Source organism: Yinghuangia sp. YIM S09857 (genome assembly GCF_051388915.1).
GTDB lineage: Bacteria > Actinomycetota > Actinomycetes > Streptomycetales > Streptomycetaceae > Yinghuangia.
The window spans coordinates 352,242-374,344 of record NZ_JBPKBH010000005.1 but is presented as its reverse complement, the minus strand read 5'-3'; the positions used below and the strand labels follow the sequence as shown (position 1 = coordinate 374,344).

14 protein-coding genes and 1 pseudogene are annotated in these 22,103 nt (G+C 71.7%); 11 read left to right on the top strand and 4 right to left on the bottom strand.

Annotated features, from left to right (window positions below):
* Positions 1–75: 75 nt before the first annotated feature.
* Genes ACRX5S_RS13105 through gatB form a run of 3 tightly spaced genes read left to right on the top strand, consistent with a single transcriptional unit; the run spans position 76 to position 3,403 of the window.
* The gene (locus ACRX5S_RS13105; RefSeq protein ID WP_436773054.1) at positions 76–1,305 is read left to right on the top strand and encodes an AAA family ATPase; all 1,230 of its coding nucleotides are present in this window, start codon (positions 76–78) and stop codon (positions 1,303–1,305) included.
* Positions 1,302–1,904 (top strand): hypothetical protein, encoded by a 603-nt coding sequence (locus ACRX5S_RS13100; RefSeq protein ID WP_436773053.1) that lies wholly within the window; start codon positions 1,302–1,304, stop codon positions 1,902–1,904. The genes ACRX5S_RS13105 and ACRX5S_RS13100 overlap by 4 nt, the downstream gene beginning before the upstream one ends.
* Positions 1,905–1,918: 14 nt before the next feature.
* A complete protein-coding gene (gene gatB / locus ACRX5S_RS13095) occupies positions 1,919–3,403 on the top strand; it encodes an Asp-tRNA(Asn)/Glu-tRNA(Gln) amidotransferase subunit GatB (protein WP_436773207.1) in 1,485 nt (494 codons plus the stop codon).
* A gap of 289 nt (positions 3,404–3,692) precedes the next feature.
* Here gatB and ACRX5S_RS13090 read toward each other — a convergent pair whose 3' ends face one another.
* From ACRX5S_RS13090 to ACRX5S_RS13080, 3 genes are read right to left on the bottom strand one after another with little or no spacing between them, the layout of a single operon-like run.
* A complete protein-coding gene (locus tag ACRX5S_RS13090) occupies positions 3,693–4,562 on the bottom strand; it encodes a hypothetical protein (protein WP_436773052.1) in 870 nt (289 codons plus the stop codon).
* 44 nt (positions 4,563–4,606) lie between these two features.
* Positions 4,607–5,338 carry a hypothetical protein gene (locus tag ACRX5S_RS13085; protein ID WP_436773051.1) on the bottom strand — a complete coding sequence of 244 codons (732 nt, stop codon included), beginning with the start codon at positions 5,336–5,338 and terminating at the stop codon, positions 4,607–4,609.
* Between the two features lie 23 nt (positions 5,339–5,361).
* Positions 5,362–6,123 carry a hypothetical protein gene (locus tag ACRX5S_RS13080; protein ID WP_436773050.1) on the bottom strand — a complete coding sequence of 254 codons (762 nt, stop codon included), beginning with the start codon at positions 6,121–6,123 and terminating at the stop codon, positions 5,362–5,364.
* Between the two features lie 456 nt (positions 6,124–6,579).
* Here ACRX5S_RS13080 and ACRX5S_RS13075 point away from each other — a divergent pair, with 456 nt between their 5' ends.
* Together ACRX5S_RS13075 and ACRX5S_RS13070 are read left to right on the top strand one after the other, a co-directional pair.
* Positions 6,580–6,762, top strand: a complete 183-nt coding sequence (locus ACRX5S_RS13075; RefSeq protein ID WP_436773049.1) for a hypothetical protein — start codon at positions 6,580–6,582, stop codon at positions 6,760–6,762.
* A gap of 206 nt (positions 6,763–6,968) precedes the next feature.
* The gene (locus ACRX5S_RS13070) at positions 6,969–9,977 is read left to right on the top strand and encodes a helix-turn-helix transcriptional regulator (RefSeq protein WP_436773048.1); all 3,009 of its coding nucleotides are present in this window, start codon (positions 6,969–6,971) and stop codon (positions 9,975–9,977) included.
* Between the two features lie 131 nt (positions 9,978–10,108).
* On the opposite strand, the gene ACRX5S_RS13065 is transcribed toward ACRX5S_RS13070, so the two are convergent.
* Positions 10,109–11,245, bottom strand: coding sequence for a PQQ-dependent sugar dehydrogenase (locus ACRX5S_RS13065; RefSeq protein ID WP_436773047.1), 1,137 nt, complete (start codon positions 11,243–11,245; stop codon positions 10,109–10,111).
* Positions 11,246–11,360: 115 nt separating this feature from the next.
* Between ACRX5S_RS13065 and ACRX5S_RS13060 the strand changes: the two genes are divergently transcribed.
* The 6 genes and pseudogenes from ACRX5S_RS13060 to ilvC all read left to right on the top strand — a co-directional run bounded on the left by ACRX5S_RS13060 (position 11,361) and on the right by ilvC (position 21,127).
* Positions 11,361–12,347 (top strand): 2-hydroxyacid dehydrogenase, encoded by a 987-nt coding sequence (locus ACRX5S_RS13060; RefSeq protein ID WP_436773046.1) that lies wholly within the window; start codon positions 11,361–11,363, stop codon positions 12,345–12,347.
* Between the two features lie 286 nt (positions 12,348–12,633).
* Positions 12,634–14,199 (top strand): DUF2079 domain-containing protein, encoded by a 1,566-nt coding sequence (locus ACRX5S_RS13055; protein WP_436773045.1) that lies wholly within the window; start codon positions 12,634–12,636, stop codon positions 14,197–14,199.
* 510 nt (positions 14,200–14,709) lie between these two features.
* Positions 14,710–17,418 (top strand): putative bifunctional diguanylate cyclase/phosphodiesterase, encoded by a 2,709-nt coding sequence (locus tag ACRX5S_RS13050; RefSeq protein ID WP_436773044.1) that lies wholly within the window; start codon positions 14,710–14,712, stop codon positions 17,416–17,418.
* Between the two features lie 267 nt (positions 17,419–17,685).
* A pseudogene (locus tag ACRX5S_RS13045) lies at positions 17,686–19,458 on the top strand (acetolactate synthase large subunit); the annotation flags it as partial.
* Between the two features lie 26 nt (positions 19,459–19,484).
* Positions 19,485–20,009 (top strand): acetolactate synthase small subunit, encoded by a 525-nt coding sequence (ilvN, locus tag ACRX5S_RS13040; protein WP_436773043.1) that lies wholly within the window; start codon positions 19,485–19,487, stop codon positions 20,007–20,009.
* A 119-nt stretch (positions 20,010–20,128) separates the two neighbouring features.
* Positions 20,129–21,127, top strand: a complete 999-nt coding sequence (ilvC, locus tag ACRX5S_RS13035) for a ketol-acid reductoisomerase (RefSeq protein WP_436773206.1) — start codon at positions 20,129–20,131, stop codon at positions 21,125–21,127.
* The last annotated feature ends 976 nt before the right edge of the window (positions 21,128–22,103 follow it).

Sequence of the window (22,103 nt, the reverse complement as noted above, 5' to 3'; positions counted from 1 at the left end):
CCCCCCCCCCCCCCCCCCCCCCCCCCCCCCCGGGTCCCCGGCCCGTTCCGCGACCGCCGGAAAGGAGGTGCGCGCGTGATCACCCGTCTGGAGATCGACGGATTCAAGTCCCTGGTCGGCGTCGAGCTGGACGTCCTCCCGTCGCTGGTCCTGGTGGGTCCCAACGGGGCGGGCAAGTCCAACGTCTTCGACGCGCTGCGCCTGGTCGCGGACTGCGTCGAGGACAAGGTCGAGCGCGCGTTCGCCCGGCAGGCGCGCGGGCACGGTCCGGACCTGTTCCACCGGACCGCCGCCGGAGGGGACCCGCCGCCGATGCGGATCGTCGTCGGCATGCTGCTGGAGACCCCGTTCGGCCCGATGCCGGCCCGGCTCCGCCTGGAGGCCGAGTGGCGGGACGGCGAGCTGTTCCCGGGCGAGGCGGCGGTGTGGTTCTCGGCACTCCGGAACCGATCCTGGATGACCCGGCTCGGCCTCTCGTCGGCGTGGACCGAGGCGATCGACCGTACGGCCGCGGAGCTGCGGCGCCGCGAGGAACGCGACCACATCCGCCTGGGCAGGGGCCCGGTCCCGGGCCTGCTCTGGGAATCGGTGACGCGTGAGTGCCTGACCTGGCGGCCGCTGGAGCTGCGGCCTTCCGCGATGCGCGACCCGGTCCCGGGGACCGGTTCGGACGGCGACCTGATCCGTCCGGACGGGTCCAATCTGGCGTCCGTCCTCGACCGGATCCAGAAAGCGGGCCTGCTCGACGACCTCAACATCGATCTCGCCGCCCTCATCTCCGGAGTCCGCGAGGTCGACCCGGTGTTCGACCGGCGCCGGTTCGAATACGACTTCGACGTGGTGCAGCGGGACGGTCGGCGTTCGGCCCCGTCGGTGCTGTCCGAGGGCACGTTGCGCGTCCTGGCACTGCTCGCCGCCGCGTACGATCCGCACGCCCCGGGGGTTCTGGCGGTCGAGGAGCTGGAGAACGGCCTGCACCCGAGCCGCCTCGCCGAGGTGGTACGCCGACTGCGCCGCGACGTCGCGGACTACCAGGACGCGCCGCCGCCGACGGGTCCCATGCGGCAACTGCTCATGACGACCCACTCACCCGTCCTGGTGTCGGCGTTCCGCGACGCCCCCGACGCCACGCTGGTGTTCGTGGAGCGGAGCACACGCTTCGCCCCGGGTGGGGTCCCCGGCGACCAGGCCACGATCGTCCGCCCCGTGCGTGCCAGCCCGCCGCCGGACGCCGATCTCGGCACCTACGCCACGGACTTCGAGGTGCGGCGTCTCCTGGAGACGGTCCCCGGGGGAGAGCGGTGAGCCGTCCACTCGTCGTCGGGCTGATAACCGAGGGCAGAAGCGACCGCTACTTCCTCGAACCGCTCGTGCTCCGCCAGGTCGGCTCGCTGCTGGAACAGGGGGCGCGTCGCACGGTCGCCCTGGCCGACGACGTGGCCACGTGTCCGCGCGCCACCATGGTCTCGGACGAGGCGCTGCTGCATGTGGAGGCGGCGGAACTCGCCCGCCGGTGCCATTTGTTGTTCGTGCACAGCGACTGGAACGAGCGGGGCAAGGCGGAGAAACTCGCGGAGTCGCTGAGCGGAGGACAGGCCAGGACCGTCGTGTTGGCACCCCGCCGGGAGACCGAGGCGTGGATGTTGGCCGACGCTCGGGCTTTCCGGCGATTACGAGGGGCCGATGTCGCGTATCTGCCGACCGCGTCGGAGGCGGTCGAGAAGGAACCTGATCCCAAGTCCCGGCTGAGACAAGTGATGGCTCAAGTGACCCACAATCGGGCCGAGGACTATTTTGAATCCCTGGGCCAGAGCGTCGATCTGACGGCGCTCGCGAAGGTACCCGCGTACGCCGACTGGGTTACCAGGACCACGCTGATCCTGAAGGAGTTGCACTTCCTGTGAGCACGACCGAACTCATGTCGTACGAGGAGGCGTTGGCCTCGTACGACCCGGTGATGGGCCTTGAGGTCCACGTCGAGCTCGGCACGGACACCAAGATGTTCTGCGGGTGTTCGACGGAGTTCGGCGGCGAGCCGAACAGCCAGGTGTGTCCGACCTGCCTCGGCCTGCCCGGCGCGCTGCCGGTGGTGAACCGCACGGCGGTGGAGTCCGCGATCCGCATCGGCCTCGCGCTCAACTGTGAGATCGCCGAGTGGTGCCGGTTTGCCCGGAAGAACTACTTCTATCCGGACATGCCGAAGAACTTCCAGACGTCGCAGTACGACGAGCCCATCGCGTTCGACGGCTACCTCGACGTCGAGGTGCAGGGCAAGACATGGCGCGTCGGCATCGAGCGCGCGCACATGGAGGAGGACACCGGCAAGTCGACCCACGTGGGCGGCGCGACCGGCCGCATCCACGGCGCCGACTACTCGCTGCTCGACTACAACCGGTGCGGCATCCCGCTGATCGAGATCGTCACCAAGCCGATCGAGGGCGCCGGCGACCTCGCCCCCGAGATCGCCAAGGCGTACGTCGCCGAGCTGCGCGACCTGATCAAGGCGCTCGGCGTCTCCGAGGCCCGCATGGAGCTGGGCCAGATGCGCTGCGACGCCAACCTGTCGCTGCGCCCGCACGGCCGCGAGAAGTTCGGCACGCGTTCGGAGACGAAGAACGTCAACTCGCTGCGCTCGGTGGAGCGGGCCATCCGGTTCGAGATCCAGCGGCACGCGACGGTGCTGTCCGAGGGCGGCACGATCGTCCAGGAGACCCGGCACTTCCACGAGGACGACGGCAGCACCACGGCCGGGCGCGTCAAGGAGGAGGCCGAGGACTACCGGTACTTCCCCGAGCCCGACCTGGTGCCGGTGGCTCCGTCCCGGGAGTGGGTCGAGGAGCTGCGCGCCACGCTGCCGGAGAAGCCGTCGGTGCGCCGCAAGCGCCTCCAGGCGGAGTGGGGCGTCTCGGACTTCGACATGCAGTCGCTGGTCAACGCGGGTGCGGTCGACGTGATCGTGGAGACGGTCGCGGCCGGTGCGGACTCCGACGCGGCGCGCAAGTGGTGGCTGGGCGAGTTGGCCCGCAACGCCAACGAGCGCGGCGTCGAGGTGTCCGCGCTGCCGATCACGCCCGCGCAGGTCGCCCGGGTCGCCGCACTGGTCAAGGCCGGTGAGCTGAACGACAAGCTGGCCCGGCAGGTCATCGAGGGCGTGTTGGCCGGGGAGGGTGAGCCGGACGCCGTCGTCGAGAAGCGCGGCCTGAAGGTCGTCTCGGACGAGGGCGCGCTCGGTGCCGCGATCGACGACGCCGTCGCCGCGCAGGCGGACGCCGTCGCCAAGATCAAGTCCGGCAACCTCGGCCCGGTGGGCGCGCTCATCGGCGCGGTCATGAAGGCCACCCGCGGCCAGGCCGACGCGGCGCGCGTCCGCGAATTGATCCTGGAGAAGCTCGGCGTCTCCTGACGCCCCGCCGAGACCGCGCGGCGCGGACGCGCGGCACGCACGATCGCCACGCACGATCGGAACGGACGAGCGGCAGGCACGCGCGGCACAGACGCGCGGCCCAGACGAAGGGTGCCGCCCCAGAACGGGGCGGCACCCTTCGCGCAGTGGGTCGCCTCAGCCCAGCAACTGCGCCTGCAAATCCACCGCCTGGTCGAACGGCACGCGCGAGACCCCGGCAGGCGACCGGGTGAGCACGACGGCCACGACNCCCCAGAACGGGGCGGCACCCTTCGCGCAGTGGGTCGCCTCAGCCCAGCAACTGCGCCTGCAAATCCACCGCCTGGTCGAACGGCACGCGCGAGACCCCGGCAGGCGACCGGGTGAGCACGACGGCCACGACGTCCCCGCTCTGGATGACCGCGACGCGCCCGAACAGACCTTCGGCGTCCGGGACTTCGCTCAGACGCCCGCGCAGCGTCGTGAACGTCGGTTTCCGGAACCCCTCCGGCGGCTTGTAGGACGCCTCCCCCTTCTCGACGGCGACGGGCAGCGCCTCGGACCCTTTGTTCCGGTAGTACATCGACGCGATTTCGTGTGAGTCGAAGTGCAGCAGGTACACCTCGGTGCGCATGCCGTCGGACGTCCGCCACGCGTCGGCGGCGATGTGGCGCAGACCGTGGTCGCGCAGCACGCCCGCGATCGGCGCCGGATCGGCGTACAGCGACAGGTACTTCTCGGTCGCCAGCCACCCGTCCCGCCCTGGGAAGGTCGTGTCCGGCAGCGCGCCCTTCGGCCTGGGCAGGAGCACCAGGCGGATGTCGTACAGGCGTCGCGTCGCCGTCCCGTCCCCGAACTCCGACCGCACGATGGGCGGTACGGACAGCGCCGGGTAGTCGTGGCGGCCGTCCGACTCCGTGCCCAGCCCAGGCAGCGTCCTGCGGTCCGGGAGGGTCGTGAGCACGGTCGCGCCGCCGGCGACGGCGGCGAAGACGAGGAAGGCGGACGTCCAGCGCAGGATGCCGCGCAGCCGTCGCGGGCGCGGAGCGGGTCCGGCGTCGGCCGGGAGGGCTCCCGGCACTTCGGCAGCCACGGTGGCCCCCGCGACAGGTTCCGGCGCGGCTCCCGCAACGGCTTCCGGCACAGCGGCCGAGGCGGCCAACGGTTCGGCAGTGTCCACGAGTTCAGGCTCGGACGTGGCTCCGACGGCTTCCGGTCGACCGGTCACGCGGCAGCACCTCCCTTGCGCAGGTGAGCCACCTGTTCGCGGAACAGGACGGCCGCCGACTCCAGCGAGCCCTCGTACCCGCCCAGCGCGACGAAGTGGACCTGGATGTCGCCCACAACGGCGCCGCAGGTGAGCTCGATCAGACCCGAATCCGGGTTCGCGGCGCGCAGCGCGCACCAGACCTCGGCGCCGCTGTCGGTGACGCCGGAGGGGAACGGCGCCGTCCCGGGTTCGGTGGCGCGCCGCAGGCTGTCGTTCGCCGTCTTCGCGCCCTCGGGGGCCATGCGCGTCACCTCGATGCGCACGTCGGCGGTCGCGGACCTGCCGCGGTACTTGCGGAACGCGCTTGCGTCCCAGCCCTGTTGCCGCATCACCTCGGCCGCGTCGGTGGGCGGCACCCCGATGGTCGCGGCAAGCCGGTCGAGGGTCGCCTGTACGCCGTCCTCGACGTCCTCGCGGGAGAGCGCACCGCTCACGCCCTTCTCACCGTCGTCGCCGCCGGGCCTCCAGAGCAGCGAGTACGGGGCCAAACCGTGCTCGATCGGTCCGGTATGCGTGCCGTCGGCGCCGAGGGACAGTACCGGGGCCACGAAGGCCGGTTTGTCGGCCGTACCGGCGACGACGGGCCGCTCCTGCGCGGACGGGCCGTCCTCGTGGAAGAGCCGGTAGCCCATGAAGCCGAGCCCGGCGGCGACCAGCAGCAGGGCCCAGCCGACCGCCGCGGCCACCCATTGGAACGTACGGGAACTCTTCACAGCCGCGCCGCCTGCTGCCGCGCGGTCTCCAGCGCCTGCGCCTCGTCGATCGGCGACGGCGCGTAGAACCACACCGCCATGTAGATGTCCCCGCGCCATGCGGCGGCGCGCGCGGAGTAGGGCGCGGAGTTGCCCGGCGCGGTGTCGCGCGGGAAAACGGTCAGGCGGCCGGATCCGGTGCCGGGGATGGCGGGATCCTGGCCGGGCGAGGCGCCGGACCTCTGGTCGTAGGCGAGATCGGATTCGATCCACCGGCCGGCGGAGGGCGCACCGTCGCCGAACTGGTGGAGCGTGACGTTGACCAGCACCCGGTTGGGTTGCACCCACGAACGGGCGGCGGTGCGCCGCCAGTTGTCTCCGAAGAGCTGGGACATGGCGGAGATGTTGTTCTTGACGCTCGCGAGGTATTCGGGGAGCGAGAGCCAATTGTCCCCGCCGTGGTAGGCGCTGTATTCGATGCCGCCGTCCGGTACCGGCAGCAGCAGTTCGCGCAGGTCGCCGTCGCGGCGCACCTTGTCGTCCTGTTCGGCGGGCAGGACGAACGGCCGCACATCCGGGGCCGCGTAACGGATTTCCGGGCTGTCGCCGATCAGCGGCGGCACGGGGTCGGCGGCGCGGGACGCCTGGATGCCGTAGCCGATCCCGGCACCGGCGAGGACGCCCAGCAGCGCCGCCCAGGAGAACAGGGGGCCGGTGAGGATCCGGCGTCTTCGGCGCACGGCGGCCGGCGGCGGCCCGCTCGGCGGCGCTTGGATCACGGGCGGTCGGATCGGCGGCGGCCCGGTCGGAGGCGGCTGGATCGGTGGCGGCTCGGCAGTCGGTGAGGACGCTGACAAGTCGAAGCTCCCGGGGGAGAAAAAGGTGACGGCGCGCCGATCCCGGACAAGTCGTCCGATTGGTTGGCGCGGTCAAGGGAGCGGCATCATGCCAGTCCGAGCGACCGGCCGCCACGCAGTTCCGCGGCCTCGCCCGGCAGGGCCTCAGGCGCCCGGCGGCCGGACGGCACCCGTCCTAGGTACACCCGGGCGCCGCCTTAGGGGGCCTTAGGCCGTGTCCACGCGCCACTAAGGCCCCCTAAGACGTCCCCGGCCGTTCAAGATCGGGCATCCGCCCGATGCCCGGCACCCGTCTGGGACGCGAACCTTATGACATGCCCCGAGAGGGCCTCCGAAGCGGAGAAGCCGCCGAGGAAACCGTCACAAGGAGAAGCCGAAATGCTGGAGTACGAGATGTTCCAGGCCCGTCAGGCCGAACTGCACCGCACCGCGGCGCACGAGCGCCGGGTCCGCAAGGCCCTCCGCAACCGCCGCGAGGCCCGCCGCCTCGCGCAGGCCGCGGAGGAGAGTTCACGCGCAAGCGCCGGTGGTATCGCCGGGTCAGTACGACCCGCGGTATGACCGGAGGCAGGTCGGCAAGGCTTTCGAGGAAGGGGGGCCGAGCCGACCAGGGCCGGAAGAAGGGCCCAGGACACCGTCGGGGGTGCTCCTGGGCCCTTCTCGCGCCTATTGGCCACCCGCCTTCGCGTCCGGTCGCCGTCCCGGTTCGCGTCCAGCGGCCTTGACCTGCGACAACAAGTTCGCCTCGGGAGAAAAGGGGGCGCTTCGTGTCCGTTTCGCATGGCATGCTCGACCTCGTGTCCTCTGTCGCGGTCAGCCCCGTTTTCGTCGGTCGCCTCCCCGAGTTGTCCCAGCTCGCGGACGCCCTGCGCGACGCCGACGCGGGCACGCCCGGCGTCGTCCTGATCGGTGGCGAGGCCGGGGTCGGCAAGACCCGCCTGCTCCAGGAGTTCGTGGACCAGGCGGAGGCCAAGGGCGCGGTGACCGCGATCGGCGGCTGTCTGGAGCTGGGCGCCGAGGGCCTGCCCTTCGCGCCGGTCTCCGCGGCGATGCGCGCCCTCACCGACGCGCTCGGCCCCGAGCTGGCCAGCGCCGTCGCGGGCCGCGAGCAGGACCTGTCGTGGATCATGCCGCACCTCGCGCCGATACCCTCCGGCATCACCTCCGGCGATTACGACCGCGCACGGCTCTTCGAGCTGATGCTGCGCGTGCTGGAGCGGCTCGGCGAGGACCACACCCTCGTCGTCGCCTTCGAGGACCTGCACTGGGCGGACGCCTCCACACGCGAGCTGCTCTCCTTCCTGGTCCGCTCGATGCGCCGCGGCCGGATCCTGGTCGTCGGCACCTACCGCGCCGACGCCATCGACCGCCGCCACCCGCTGCGCCCCTTCCTCGCGGAACTCGACCGGATCCGGTCCGTACGCCGCCTCGACCTCGGCCGCCTCACCCGCGCCCAGGTCGGCGAGCAACTGCGCGGAATCCTCGGCGAGGAGCCGTCCCGCCGCCTGATCCGGCAGATCTTCCAGAAGTCCGAGGGCAACGCCTTCTTCGTCGAGGAACTGGCCCGCGGCGTACGCGCCGGGCGCCTGGCCGGCCTCTCCGACACCCTCCGCGACCTGCTGCTGATCCGCGTCGAGGAACTGCCCGACAGCACCCAGCGGGTGGTCCGCACCGCCGCCGTCGGCGGCAGCACCGTGGGCCACGCCCTGCTCAGCGAGGTGGCCGGACTCGGCGGCGCGGAACTGGACGAGGCCCTGCGCGGCGCGGTGTCCATGCACGTGCTGGTACCCACCAAGGACGGCGACGGCTACCAGTTCCGGCACGCCCTCGTCCGTGAGGCGGTCCGCGACGACCTGCTCCCCGGCGAGCGCATGCGGATGTACGTCCGCTACGCCGAGGCCCTGGAGCGCAACCCCGAACTGGTGCCCTGCGACGAGCACTCCAGCCGTCTGGCGATGTACTGGTACCACGCGGGCCGCGCCACGGAGGCACTGCCGGCCGTCCTGGCCGCCGCCGACACCGCGCGCTCCCGTTACGCGTTCGGCGAGCAGTTCCGCCTGCTCGAACGCGCCCTGGAGCTGTGGGAGCAGGTCTCCGACCCCGAGGAACTGACCGGCATCACACTGCTCGACCTGCTCTTCACGGCGATCTCCCCGGCCCGCTTCGACAACGCGTTCGACAAGGCCCTCGCCTTCAGCCGCCAGGCCCTCGACCTGGTCGACGTGGACGTGGACCCCCGCCGCGCCGCCGCGCTGTGGACCATCAGGGCCGGCCTGCTGCGCGGCAGCAACCGCTCCAGCGGCCTGGCCGAGCTCCAGAAGGCCGAGCACCTGCTCGTCGGACTGCCGCCGTCCATCGAACACGCCCGCGTCCTCGGCCAGATCGCCCGCGACCAGATGCTCGACGGCCCCACCGAGGATTCGGTCGAGACCGCCCGCGAGGCGCTGGCCATCGCCCGCAGCGTCGGCAGCCCGGCGGACGAGGCCACCATCCTCAAGACGCTCGGCTGCCTCCTGGTCAGCCTCGGCCGCCCGCACGAGGGCCTGGCCGAGTTCGAGGAGGCCCGCTCGCTCGCGAAGCGCGCGTCCGAACCGGACATCATGTGCCTGGTGCTCAGCAACCTGTCGTCGGTGCTGGAGGGACTGGGCAGGCACCGTGACGCGGCAGAGGCCGGGGCCGAGGCGCTGGCTATCGCGCGGGAACGCGGACTGGTACGCGGCATCGGGGCGTTCACCATCGGCAACCTCGGCGAGAGCCTGATCTCGCTCGGTGAATGGGACGAGGCCGAACGCCTGCTCGACGAGGTGTTCGAGTACGAGACCAAGCCCGAGACCGCGGGCCACGCCAACCGCCTCCTGGTCGAGATCGCGCTCGCCCGCGGCGACATCGCGACCGCCACGCGCGTCCTGGACGAAGCCCGCCAGATCGCCGACGCGACGTACGTCGAACCGCAGTTCCGCATCCCGCTGCGCACGCTGGAGGTCGCGGTGGCGCGCCGCCTCGGCCGCCTCGCCGAGGTGCGCGAGCTGATCGCGCCCGATCTGAGCGCCGATTCCCCGACCGGGCACCAGCGCTACACGTGGCCGTTGCTCGTCGAGTCGGCGCGCGCCGAGGGCGACGCGACCGAGCTGGCCGGGTACCCGCGCGGCGGCGCCGAACTGAAGGCCCGTCAGGAGGTGCTGAAGCGCATCCGCGCGGTCGCGATGTCGCTGGCCCGCGACTGCCCGCTGGACGAGGCCCACGCGGTCAATCTGCGCGCCGAACTGGCCCGCGCCGAGGGTGAGGCGACCGTCGAGCTGTGGGAGGAGGCGGTCGCGGCCTGGGAGCAGACCGCGCAGCCGTACGTCCTCGCCCGGGTCCGCTGCCGCCTTGCCGCGGCGCTCATCGCCGCCGGGGACCGGGTGCGGGCCACGAGCGTGCTGGCCCAGGCGCACGCGAGCGCGGTCGCGTTGGGCGCGCGCCCGCTCACCGAGGAGACCGAACTGCTGGCCCGCCGGGCGCGGTTGCCGTTGGACGGGTCGGCGGTGGCGGGCGTACGCCCCGACACGCAGCCCGCCGCCGAGCTGCCCGAGGGGGCGATGCTCACCCCGCGCGAACGCGACGTGCTGCGGCTGGTCGTGGACGGCCGCAGCAACCGGCAGATCGCCGAGGAACTGTTCATCAGCGTCAAGACGGCGAGCGTGCACGTCTCGAACATCCTGGGAAAGCTGGAGGTCTCCAGCCGAGGCGAAGCGGCGGCGCTGGCGCACCGCCTCCAATTGGTGGACTCCGCCTGAGGGTCGGTCCGCAGCGCGGTGTGCTCCAGAAGCCCGGTTCCGGGCCCGCGCGGGAGTCGCGCAGTGAAGTCCGGGCGCGGCAAAGCCATCCGGGGGGCGGCCCCGGAGCACCGCGGGCGGTGCACCGCGGTTCAGCCCAGCGACACCTGCAAAATGCGGTCGTCGCCGTCGCGGACGTCGCCGCGGCCGTCGGTGTTGCTGGTGGACACCCACAGCCCCGTGCCGCCCGGCGCCACGAGGACGGTGCGGAGCCTGCCGTACTTGTCCTTGAACAGCGCCACCGGCTCGCCCAGTCGGTCACCCTGGATCGGTACCTGCCACAGGCGCTCGCCGCGCAGTCCCGCGACGTAGACGACGTCGCCGACGATCGCGATGCCGCTGGGCGACGCCTCGGCGGTCGACCACTGCACGAGCGGGTCCACGTACTTCGGGTTCTTGGCGATGCCCTCGACGACCGGCCAGCCGTAGTTGGAGCCGGGCGTGACCAGGTTGACCTCGTCCCACTCGTTCTGGCCGAACTCCGCGGCCCACAACCGACCCGACGAGTCCCACGCGAGCCCCTGCACATTGCGGTGCCCGAGGCTGTAGACCGGCGAGCCCGGGAAGGGGTTGCCGGGTGCGGGCTTGCCCTCGGGGGTCAGCCGCAGGATCTTGCCGCCGAGCGAGTCGAGGTCCTGCGACAGCGGCTCGTCGCCCGCCTCGCCGGTGCCCGCGTACAACATGCCGTCGGGGCCGAACGCGATCCGCCCGCCGTCGTGGCGACTGCCCGCCGGGATCCCGCTGAGCAGCACCTCGGGCGAGGTCAGCCCGCCCTCGCGCGTGTACTTCATGCGCAGGATGCGGTTGTCGTCGTCGGTCGTCGTATAGATGTAGACCCAGCCGTCGCGGGCGAAGTCCGGCGACAGCGCGAGGCCGAGCAGCCCGCCCTCGCCCTCGTGCCGCGAACCGGGCACCTCGCCCACCTCGGTCCGACCCGGCGTCCCCGGCCGGAACCGCGACACCGTCCCCTCGTTGCGCGACGCCACGAGCACGTCGCCGTCGGGCAGCGGCGCGATGCCCCAGGGCGAGTCGAGGCCCGTGACCACGTCGCCGGTCACCGCGGCACCCGGTACGCCCGGCGCGGTCGGCCCCGGAGGAGTCGGCGCGGGTGACACCGGTGTCTGCGCCGCCGCCTTCCCCGGGTCGTCGTCGCCACCGCCGTCGTCGGAGCACGCCGACGCCGCGAGCACCACCGCCACGGCTACCGCGGCCAGTCTCGCCGCGGGCATTCTTCGCGTGCGCTTGCCTGGGACCACCGTCTTACCGCCTCACTGAGCGATCGTGCGCTCTCCCGGCCGTACCACCCGACTCGACGACGCGTGTGGCGACCGTAGAGTTCCCCGCATGGCCGCTTCGACAACCCCCGCCGAGCCGCACCGCGCCGCACCGCCGCCCGGGCGCGTCCGCATGCCGTACCACCCGACCGAGGTCGGCGGGCTCCCGGCGGCACTGGACGTCGAGGTCTACGACGGCGTGGCGCCGCCCCCGACCGAGCACGACGGAGTGGAGTTCTACGTCCTGCCGTACACCTTCGACGAGGCGCCGTTGCGCGTGCTCGCCGCGATGCCGGACGTGAGGTACGTGCAGACGCTGACCGCCGGGTACGAACACGTGCTGCCCCACCTGCCGCCCGGCGCTAAGCTGGCCAACGGCCGAGGCATCCACGAGAGCAGCACCGCCGAGCTCGCGGTCGCGCTCACGCTGGCGTCCCTGCGCGGCATCCCGTCGTTCGTCCGCGGCCAGGACGCGGGGGAGTGGCGGGCCGGCTTTTACCCGGCACTCGCGGACCGGACCGTGCTGATCCTGGGCTACGGCTCGATCGGTGAGGCAGTGGAACGCCGCCTCGGCGGGTTCGAGGTCGATGTCGTACGCGTCGCCCGCCGCGCCCGCACCACCGCCGACGGCGCCCCTGTGCGGGCGATTTCCGAGCTCCCGGCGCTGCTGCCGACCGCCGACGTCGTCATCGTCACAACCCCGCTCACCGATGCGACCCGCGGCCTCGTCGACGCCGAGTTCCTGGCGCGCATGCGCGACGGAGCGCTGCTGGTGAACGTCGCGCGCGGGCCGGTGGTCGACACCAAGGCGCTGCTCGCGGAGCTGGCCGCGGGGCGGATCACCGCGGCCCTGGACGTCACCGACCCGGAGCCGCTGCCCGCCGACCACCCGCTGCGATCCGCGCCCGGCGTGCTCATCAGCCCGCACGTCGGCGGCAGTTCGTCCGCCTTCCTGCCGCGTGCGCAGCGGCTGATCCGCGCACAGGTCACGGCGTGGGCGGAGGGGCGCGAGCCGGACAACATCGTCGCGGGGCCGGGGGACGGACGCGGGGCCTGATCCGGGCGCCTCCGACGAGGGGCAGTCGGGCGCGGTGTCGGGCGAAGTGTCGGGCACAGGGTCAGGCGCGGTGTCGGGCGAGCGCGTCCGACGCGGACGCCCGAGGACGCGTCGCCGGACGTCCGCTCCCCGACGGCCGCCACGGACGGGTGACACCGCGAGGAAACCGCTGTCCGCCGACAACCTGGTGATCAGGATGACCCGTATCTGATTGGTAGGGTCTGGGGCCGTTGTCCACGGCGGGGTCGCGGCTGCTCACGGCGGCCGGTGTACGAGGCGGAGAGACATGAACATTCCGGCGAGCCGGGTCGACGGCGGCACGGTCGCGGGGGGATCCGCCGACTCCGGGACCGCACAGGCCGTCGACGCGCCGGGAGGCATCGCCTCCGACACGCGTGACGCCGGTTCGGGTGCGCCCAAGGCGTCGGCACGCGGCGCCGCCCTGGACCGCTTCCGGCTGGGACCGGGAGCCGTCCCGTACCTCATCGCGGCCGCGTTCTTCCTCGTCTACACCACCTATGCGCTGCTCAAGCACCGGCGCATGGACACGCACGCGTACGACGTCGGACTCTTCGAGCAGGTGGTACGCAACTACGCGCACTTCCGCGCGCCCGTCTCCGACATCCGCGAGCCCGGCTTCAACGTGCTCGGCGAGCACTTCCACCCGATCCTCGCCCTGCTCGGCCCGTTCTACCGGGTGTTCCCCGGGCCGGGCACGCTGCTCGTCGCGCAGTCGCTGCTGATCGCGCTGTCGATCGTGCCGATGACGCGGATCGGGGTGCGGGCGTTCGGGAACCTCGGCGGTGCCGCGTTCGGTGTGGCGTACGGACTCGGCTGGGGGTTGCAGAGCGCTGTCGCGTTCGAGTTCCACGAGATCTGCTTCGCGGTGCCGATGCTGGCGTTCGCGCTGGAGCGCTTCCTGCGCCAGGAGTACCGCGCGGGCGTGCTGTGGCTGCTTCCGCTGGTCCTGGTCAAGGAGGACCTGTCGCTCACGCTCGTGGCGGCCGGCATCTTCCTCGCGATGCGGCGCCAGTGGCGCTGGGCCGCGATCTCCGCCGGGGTCGGGATCGCCGCGTTCGTGATCGTCGTGTTCGTGATCCTGCCGTCGTTGAACCCGACCGGCGAATACCCGTTCTGGGGCAATCTGGACGGGGGCGAGGCGCGCTCGGGCAATGCCACACCCGGGGCGCCCGCCGAGGACGTGCCGGTCAGCGAACTGGTCCTCGGCCTGCCGTACGACATGCTCTTCCCCAGCGTGAAGTGGATGACGCTGTTCACGCTGCTGCTGCCGACCGGCTTCCTGGCGCTGCGCTCACCGATCTTGGTGATGGTGCTCCCGACCCTGCTGTGGCGGTTCACGTCGAGCAATCAGTACTACTGGGGCGTCCTCTTCCATTACAGCGCCGTGCTGATGCCGATCGTGTTCGCCGCCTTCGTCGACGCCGTGGTCAGGCTCCGCCGTTCGCGTCACGACTGGCTGCGCCGGTACGCGGCCAAGGCCGTGATCGTGCCGCTCGCCGTGTCGGTCTCGCTCTGCCGCGACTTCCCGATGATGGAACTGCTGCACAAGAAAGCGTGGTTGGTCGACGAACGCGTCGAGCGCGCCGAGGAACTGGTCGCGCAGATCCCCGACGACGTGCAGGTGAGCAGCACCGAGCGCCTGGCCACCCGGCTCACCTCGCGGGCGCGCGTCACGAGCTTCCCGACCGTGCTCCCCGGGCCGGGCTGGGCCGCGGTGGACGCGTGGGACGGCAAGGAGCAGTGGGTACGGAGTTGGATCACGTATCTGGAGCGGCAGGGCTTCGAGCGGGTGGCGTCCGGCAAGGGCGTCGTGATCCTGCGCCGGGACTGACCGGTCCGCGAGATCGCACGGCTGCCTGCCGCCGGCATCCGGCACGGCCGCGTGGGAGCACGTACCGCGGCCGGTGGCCGGAATCCGCATGCGTGTCTGGCCGAAAAGCGCGGCGGGGGCATCGCGTCCGGTTTCTTCCGCGCCACCCTCGTCACCAGGAACGGTTCCGCTGGTTCGCCACCCCTGCGCGGCCAACCGTGGGCATTTCCCGCACACTTCGTCACAACTTCACTGGAACAGGGCGTGCGCGTGGTGAAAGTTAGTTACTCTGTGTTTTGGGAAGCGAGCACACAGTGACGGAAGTGGTGTATCGTCCGAATCGTGGAACGCCGAGGGGGCTGAACGGGTCCGCCAGGTCCGCCGCGTCAGCAGGACCCGCGCGAGGCCGGCCACTTCCGGACTCGGCGAGGAGGGGAGTCGTCAATGCCGGGGGACTACCGCGTCGATGCCCGCCGCACTCACCGGAGAGCGACCCGCGACGGGCGCTCCGAGCGGGCGTGACCGCTGATCTTGTCCGGAATCCGTGCCAGGCGGCGTGCCCTGTCCGTCGCCGTCCCGCTGTGCGTCGCCTACGCCATCGGCGCGCTCCTGGGGTGGGGCAGTCCCACGGTGTCGCTCACGATGGGCGACTTCGGGCTGGCCGCCGCCGCGGGCGGCGCCGCCGTCTCGTGCCTGGTGCGCGCCGCCCAACTGCGCGGCAGGGCAGGGCTGTCCTGGGCCCTGCTCGGCATCTCGGCGTGCATGGTCGCGGTCGGCAACGGCATCTGGGGCTGGTACGAAGTCGTGCTCGCCACCGAGGTGCCGACCCCGGGCCCGGCCGACTGGTTCTTCCTCTTCTTCGCGCCCCCCGCGATCGTCGGCCTGCTGCTGATCGCCCAGCGCCCCAAGGGAGTTGCCGCGTGGGCCTGCCTGGTCCTGGACGGCTGGCTCATCGCCGGGTCGCTGTTCACCCTCGGCTGGAGCATGGCCTTGGCGCGGACCGCGAACGGCGACCGCACCGACGCCCTGAAGATCGCGCTCACCCTCGCGTACCCGGTCATGGACATCCTGCTCGTCAGCATGGTCCTGGGCCTGCGCTTCCGGGCCGGCAGCGGGGACCGCGCGGCGCTCAACGTCGCCCTCGTCGCGCTCGCCGTGACGGTGATGAGCGACGCGTTGTGGACCACGCCCGGCCTGCACGGCGGCTACCGCTCGGGTGAACTGCTGGACGCCGGCTGGTTCGCGGGCAGCGTCCTGCTCGCGGTGGCCCCGTGGATGGGGGACGCCACCCCGCCCGCGGTCACGCCCTCGGGCGGCCACCGCACGTTCTCCATGCTGTCCGCGCTCACCCCGTACATCGCGGCGGCGGTGTGCACCGCGGGCGTGCTGGGCGACGCGGTCGCGGGGCGGCAGCCGGACCCGGTCGTGCTGGTCGCGGGCGGCTCGGTGCTGGTCGTCCTGGTCCTGCGGCAGGGCATCACGCTGGTCGACAACGTCTTCATGGCCCAGGAACTGGCAGTCCAGGAAAGCCACTTCCGCTCCCTGGTGCAGGGTTCGAGCGACGTCATCATGATCGCCGCCAAGGACGGCGTGCTCCAGTACGTCAGCCACGCCGTCCGCCGCGTCTACGGCTTCGAGCCCGAGGAACTGGTCGGCACCCGCCTCGAACTGCTCATCCACCCCGAGGACGACGCGCGCGTGCAGCGCGAACTGCGGCGCTTCCTCGACGAGGCGGCCCAGCCCGCGATGACCCGCATCGAGTGCCGCATCCGCTCGGCCGCCGGGACGTGGCTGCACACCGAGTCCGCGGTCAATCGCTACGGCGACGGCATCATCCTCAACAGCCGCGACGTGACCGACCGGGTCAAACTCCAGACGCAGCTCGAACACGACGCGTTCCACGACCGGTTGACCGACCTGCCCAACCGCGCGCTGTTCGAGGACCGCATCCAGCACGCCCTGGCGCAGCGCCGCGGCGTCACCCCGACGGTCGCCGTGCTGTTCCTCGACCTCGACGGCTTCAAGGCGGTCAACGACGCGGGCGGGCACGCGGTCGGCGACGAGCTCCTGGTGCAGGCCGCGCGCCGCCTGGAGCGCGCGGTGCGCGTCGGCGACACCGTCGCGCGGTTCGGCGGCGACGAGTTCGCCGCGCTGCTGGTCGGGGACGCGTCGCCGCGCGCCATCCGGGAGATCGCCGAGCGCCTGCTGAGCACGTTGTCGGCGCCGTACCGCATCAACGACCAGGAGGTGCGCGTCGCCGCGTCGATCGGCATCGCCTTCTCCACCCCCGACATCGACCCGGCCGACCTGATGCGCAACGCGGACCTGGCCATGTACCGCGCGAAGTCCGGCGGCAAGGGCCGGGTCGAGGTGTACGCCCCGCAGATGCACGTCGACGCGGTCCGCCGCGTCGAGCGCGCCGCACGCCAGCGCCGCGCGCTGCACGAGAAGCGCCTCACCGTCCTCTACCAGCCGGTCGTGGACCTCGCGACGGGCCGCGTGCGCGACGTCGAGGCGCTGCTGCGGCGCCGCGACGACCGCGGGGCGCTGGTCGGCGCGGCCGAGTTCATCCGACTGTCCGGCGGCGCCGACGCCCCGATGCCGCCGCTGGGCCGCTGGCTGCTGGAGGAGGTCGTGGACCGGACGACGCGCTGGCGGGCCGCGGGCCACGACGTGGGTGCCAGCCTCAGCCTCCCGGCCCGCCAGGTGACCGGGCCGGGCTTCGTGGACGTGGTCGACGGGGTGCTGCGCCGCTCGTCACTGCCGCCGCAGGCGCTGACGCTGGAGATCACCGAGAACGTGCGCGGTGAGAGCGCCGACGAGCTGATCGACCGGATCGTGGCGCTCAAGCGGCTCGGCATCCGGCTGTCCGTGGACGACTTCGGGACCGGGCAGTCGTCGCTGGCGTATCTGCGGCGCATGCCCATCGACACCCTCAAGATCGACCGGTCGTTCGTCGCGGAGGTCGGCTCGTGCCCGCATCTGACCGCGCTGACCTCGACCATCGTGCGGCTCGGGCTCGACCTCGGGCTGACGCTGGTGGCGTCGGGCGTGGAGACCCCGGACCAGGCGGCGATCCTGCGCGAGATGGGCTGCCAGCGCGGGCAGGGGTTCCTGTACTCGGGGCCGCTGGAGGAGGAGGGCGTCCTCCAGGTCCTCGGGCGCGACGACATCGGCATCGCGATGGTGGACGGGCTGGAGCGTCCCCCGGTGGTGCCCGTGCAGCGTCCGCAGGTCTGAGCGGTGTGACGCGCGCGACGCCCGAACGGCCCGCACCCGGACAGAATGTCCGCATCGTGAGACCCGATTGGCCGCTGCTTGACACGTACCCTTGCTCGGAGGAAAGGTCAGGGCATGCAGACCCGCATCCTCGTAGTAACGGCGCGCGTGAGCTGAGCACCCGACAGCCCACGCGCCTCCCCTCGCATGCCTCACGGCTCGAGGGGTTTTTTGTTGCGGTGACGACGGGGGCAGCCCGTCCGCCGCGGCCAGACCACACGAGATGCCGACCGCGATCGAGAAGAGACAGAACCCATGACTGAGCAGGTGACAGGAGCACAGGCGCTGATCCGCTCCCTGGAAGCCGCCGGTGTAGACACCGTCTTCGGCATCCCCGGAGGTGCGATCCTTCCCGCGTACGACCCGCTCCTCGACTCGACCAAGGTCCGGCACATCCTCGTCCGCCACGAGCAGGGCGCCGGCCACGCCGCCACGGGCTACGCCCAGGCGACCGGCCGCGTCGGGGTCTGCATGGCCACCTCGGGCCCGGGCGCGACCAACCTCGTGACCCCCATCGCGGACGCCCACATGGACTCCGTGCCGATGGTCGCGATCACCGGCCAGGTGCCCAGCGGCGCGATCGGCACGGACGCCTTCCAGGAGGCGGACATCTGCGGCATCACGATGCCGATCACCAAGCACAACTTCCTGGTCACCGACCCGGCGGAGATCGCCCCGACGATCGCCGCGGCGTTCCACATCGCCTCGACCGGCCGGCCCGGCCCGGTCCTGGTCGACATCTCCAAGGACGCGCTCCAGGCGCAGACCGAGTTCGTCTGGTCCGGCACCCCGGAACTCCCCGGCTACCGCCCGGTCACGCGCCCGCACGCCAAGCAGATCCGCGAGGCCGCCCGCCTGCTGTCCGGCGCCAAGCAGCCCGTGCTGTACGTCGGCGGCGGCGTCCTCAAGGCGCACGCGTCCGCCGAACTGCGCGTGCTGGCCGAGCTGACCGGCGCCCCGGTCGTCACCACTCTGATGGCGCGCGGCGCGTTCCCGGACAGCCACGCCCAGCACCTGGGCATGCCCGGCATGCACGGCACCGTCGCCGCGGTCACCGCCCTGCAGCGCGCCGACCTGATCGTCTCGCTGGGCGCCCGTTTCGACGACCGGGTCACCGGACGGCTCGACACCTTCGCGCCGAACGCGACCATCGTGCACGCCGACATCGACCCCGCGGAGATCTCCAAGAACCGCACCGCGGACGTCCCGATCGTCGGCGACGCCCGCGAGGTCATCGCCGACCTGGTGGTCGCCGTCCAGGCCGAGCACGAGGCCGGCCGGCGCGGCGACTACGAGGCGTGGTGGACGCAGCTGAACGACTGGCGCGACCGCTACCCGCTCGGCTACGACCTGCCGGACGACGGCACACTGTCGCCGCAGCTGGTCATCGAGCGCCTGAGCGCGATCAGCGGCCCGGACACCGTCTTCGCGGCGGGCGTCGGCCAGCACCAGATGTGGGCGGCGCACTTCATCAAGCACGAGAAGCCGTACACCTGGCTCAACTCGGGCGGGGCGGGCACGATGGGCTACGCGGTCCCGGCCGCGATGGGCGCCAAGACCGGCATGCCGGAGACCACGGTCTGGGCCATCGACGGCGACGGCTGCTTCCAGATGACCAACCAGGAGCTGGTCACCTGCGCGCTCAACAACATCCCGATCAAGGTCGCCATCATCAACAACGGCAGCCTCGGCATGGTCCGGCAGTGGCAGACACTGTTCTACAACCAGCGCTACTCCAACACCGACCTGCACAGCAAGCACATCCCGGACTTCGTGAAGCTCGGCGAGGCGATGGGTTGCGTCGGGCTGCGCTGCGAGAGCCCGGACGACCTGGACGCCACCATCAAGCAGGCGATGGAGATCAACGACCGCCCGGTCGTCGTCGACTTCGTCGTGCACCAGGACGCCATGGTCTGGCCGATGGTCGCGGCCGGCACGTCCAACGACGAAATCCTCGCCGCCCGGGACCAGCGCCCGGACTTCGGCGACGGCGAAGAGTGACGAGGACTCAGGAAGGCTTTCAGACCATGTCCAAGCACACCCTCTCGGTCCTCGTCGAGAACAAGCCGGGCGTCCTGGCGCGCATCACGGCGCTGTTCTCGCGGCGCGGCTTCAACATCGACTCGCTCGCCGTCGGGACCACCGAGCACCCGGACATCTCGCGCATCACGATCGTCGTGGCGGTCGAGGACCTGCCGCTGGAGCAGGTGACCAAGCAGCTCAACAAGCTGGTCAACGTCCTCAAGATCGTCGAGCTCGACTCGTCGCAGTCGGTGCAGCGCGAACTGCTGCTGGTCAAGGTCCGTGCGGACCACGAGACCCGCTCGCAGATCGTCGAGATCGTGCAGTTGTTCCGGGCCAAGACCGTCGACGTGTCGCCGGACGCCGTGACCATCGAGGCGACCGGCGGCTCGGACAAGCTCGACGCCATGCTGCGCATGCTGGAGCCGTTCGGCATCAAGGAGTTGGTGCAGTCCGGCGTCGTCGCGATCGGGCGCGGCGCGCGCTCCATCACCGACCGCTCGCTGCGCCCGGTGGAGCGCAGCGCCTGACCACCCCGTGAGCACGTCGGTCTCACACTGCAAACCACCGGCACCGACCCACCGCATCGTTTGCAAGGATGTGCACACGGGTCGCGACCCGCAACACGTGTCTTAAGGAGAACCCCGAAGTGGCCGAGCTGTTCTACGACGACGACGCCGACCTGTCCATCATCCAGAACCGCAAGGTCGCGGTGATCGGCTACGGCAGCCAGGGCCACGCCCACGCGCTGTCGCTGCGCGACTCCGGCGTCGACGTGCGCGTCGGTCTGCTGGAGGGCTCCAAGAGCCGTGCCAAGGCGGAGGAGGCCGGCCTGCGGGTCGTCACCCCGTCCGAGGCCGCGGCCGAGGCCGACGTCATCATGATCCTCACGCCGGACCCGGTCCAGGCCGACGTGTACACCCAGGCGATCGAGCCGCACCTGAAGGACGGCGACGCGCTCTTCTTCGGGCACGGCTTCAACATCCGCTTCGGCTTCATCAAGCCCCCGGCGAACGTCGATGTCGCGCTGGTCGCCCCGAAGGGCCCGGGCCACCTGGTCCGCCGCCAGTACGAAGAGGGCCGCGGCGTCCCCTGCATCGTCGCGGTCGAGCAGGACGCCACCGGCAAGGCGTTCGAGCTGGCGCTGTCGTACGCGAAGGGCATCGGCGGTACGCGCGCCGGCGTCATCAAGACGACCTTCACCGAGGAGACCGAGACCGACCTGTTCGGCGAGCAGGCCGTGCTGTGCGGCGGCACCGCCGCGCTGGTCAAGGCCGGCTTCGAGACGCTGGTCGAGGCGGGCTACCAGCCCGAGATCGCGTACTTCGAGTGCCTGCACGAGCTGAAGCTCATCGTCGACCTCATGTACGAGGGCGGCCTGGAGAAGATGCGCTGGTCGATCTCCGAGACCGCCGAGTGGGGCGACTACGTCACCGGCCCCCGCATCATCACCGCCGACACCAAGGCGGAGATGAAGCGTGTGCTCGCCGAGATCCAGGACGGCTCGTTCGCGAACGCCTGGATGGCCGAGTACAAGGCGGGGCTGCCGAAGTACAAGGAGTACGTCAAGGCCGACGCCGGGCACAAGCTGGAGACCACCGGCAAGGAGCTCCGCAAGATGATGAGCTGGGTCAACGAGAACGCCTGACCCGCACGTCATTTGCGCTGAGCGCCCCGAACTCCGAACGGTTCGGGGCGCTTTCGCGTCGGCTCCCACGGGGCCGCGCTTCCGCGTCGGTATCGACGAACTGCGGGCGATCGCCACCTCGCCGCGCATGCCGCGGTCGACGGTGATCCCCGGTCGCCGGCGCCGCGCGTGGGCTCCTGGCAGGGCGACGGAACATGCTTGGGACGTACGGCACTTCGCGACGCACGAGGACGCCGGGACGGTGATGTGCGTCTGCGCGCATCCGCGCGGCGGGGCGAACTCACCGGGAACTCGACCACCCGGCCGACGGCGATCGCGGTCACGGTCGCGAGTACGCCGGTCCGGTTCGTGCCGGGGCCGGGCGGCTCGGATGCCGTTATCCACAACCCGCTCCGTCGGCGGTTCCCGGCTCCGACGACGGGACAGCCGCCGGGAACGCGGCGCGGGACGTGCCGAAAGGGCCGTTCGCGAAGGACATTCGCGACATTATCGGTTGACACGCCGGCCGGGAAGCGAAACCTTCTGCCACGGGTTATCCACAGGTGTGCTTGATCGCCTCACCGGTCGGCCCCCGAGTAGGGAACAATCGAACTCGCAGGGGGTGGACCCGTGTCACGGGGCGCCCGCAGGCGCGATGCTGGTGGCACCGTTTCCGCCGCACCGGAGAACCGTCCGGACCGACCTCGTGGAGCGTGAGGCAGATGAGGGGCAGTGGGGACTCCATCCGCCGGGAGGGGGCCGCGTCGGCCCGCGGTGGATTGCCGCCCGGGGGCGGTGCGCTGGGCCGTGGCCCGGCGGCGCCGGGCGGGAGACACGGCACCGGCGGCTCCGCCGCGTTCGAACGCACCCTGCGGCAGGACGAGTTGCGCGCGCCCGGCCGCGACAGTGAGCGTACGGCCCGTGTGTCGGCCGGAGGAGGAGGCGACGTGGACCGCCCGGGTGCGCCGCACGGCGATTCCCACCGCGATTCCGACCG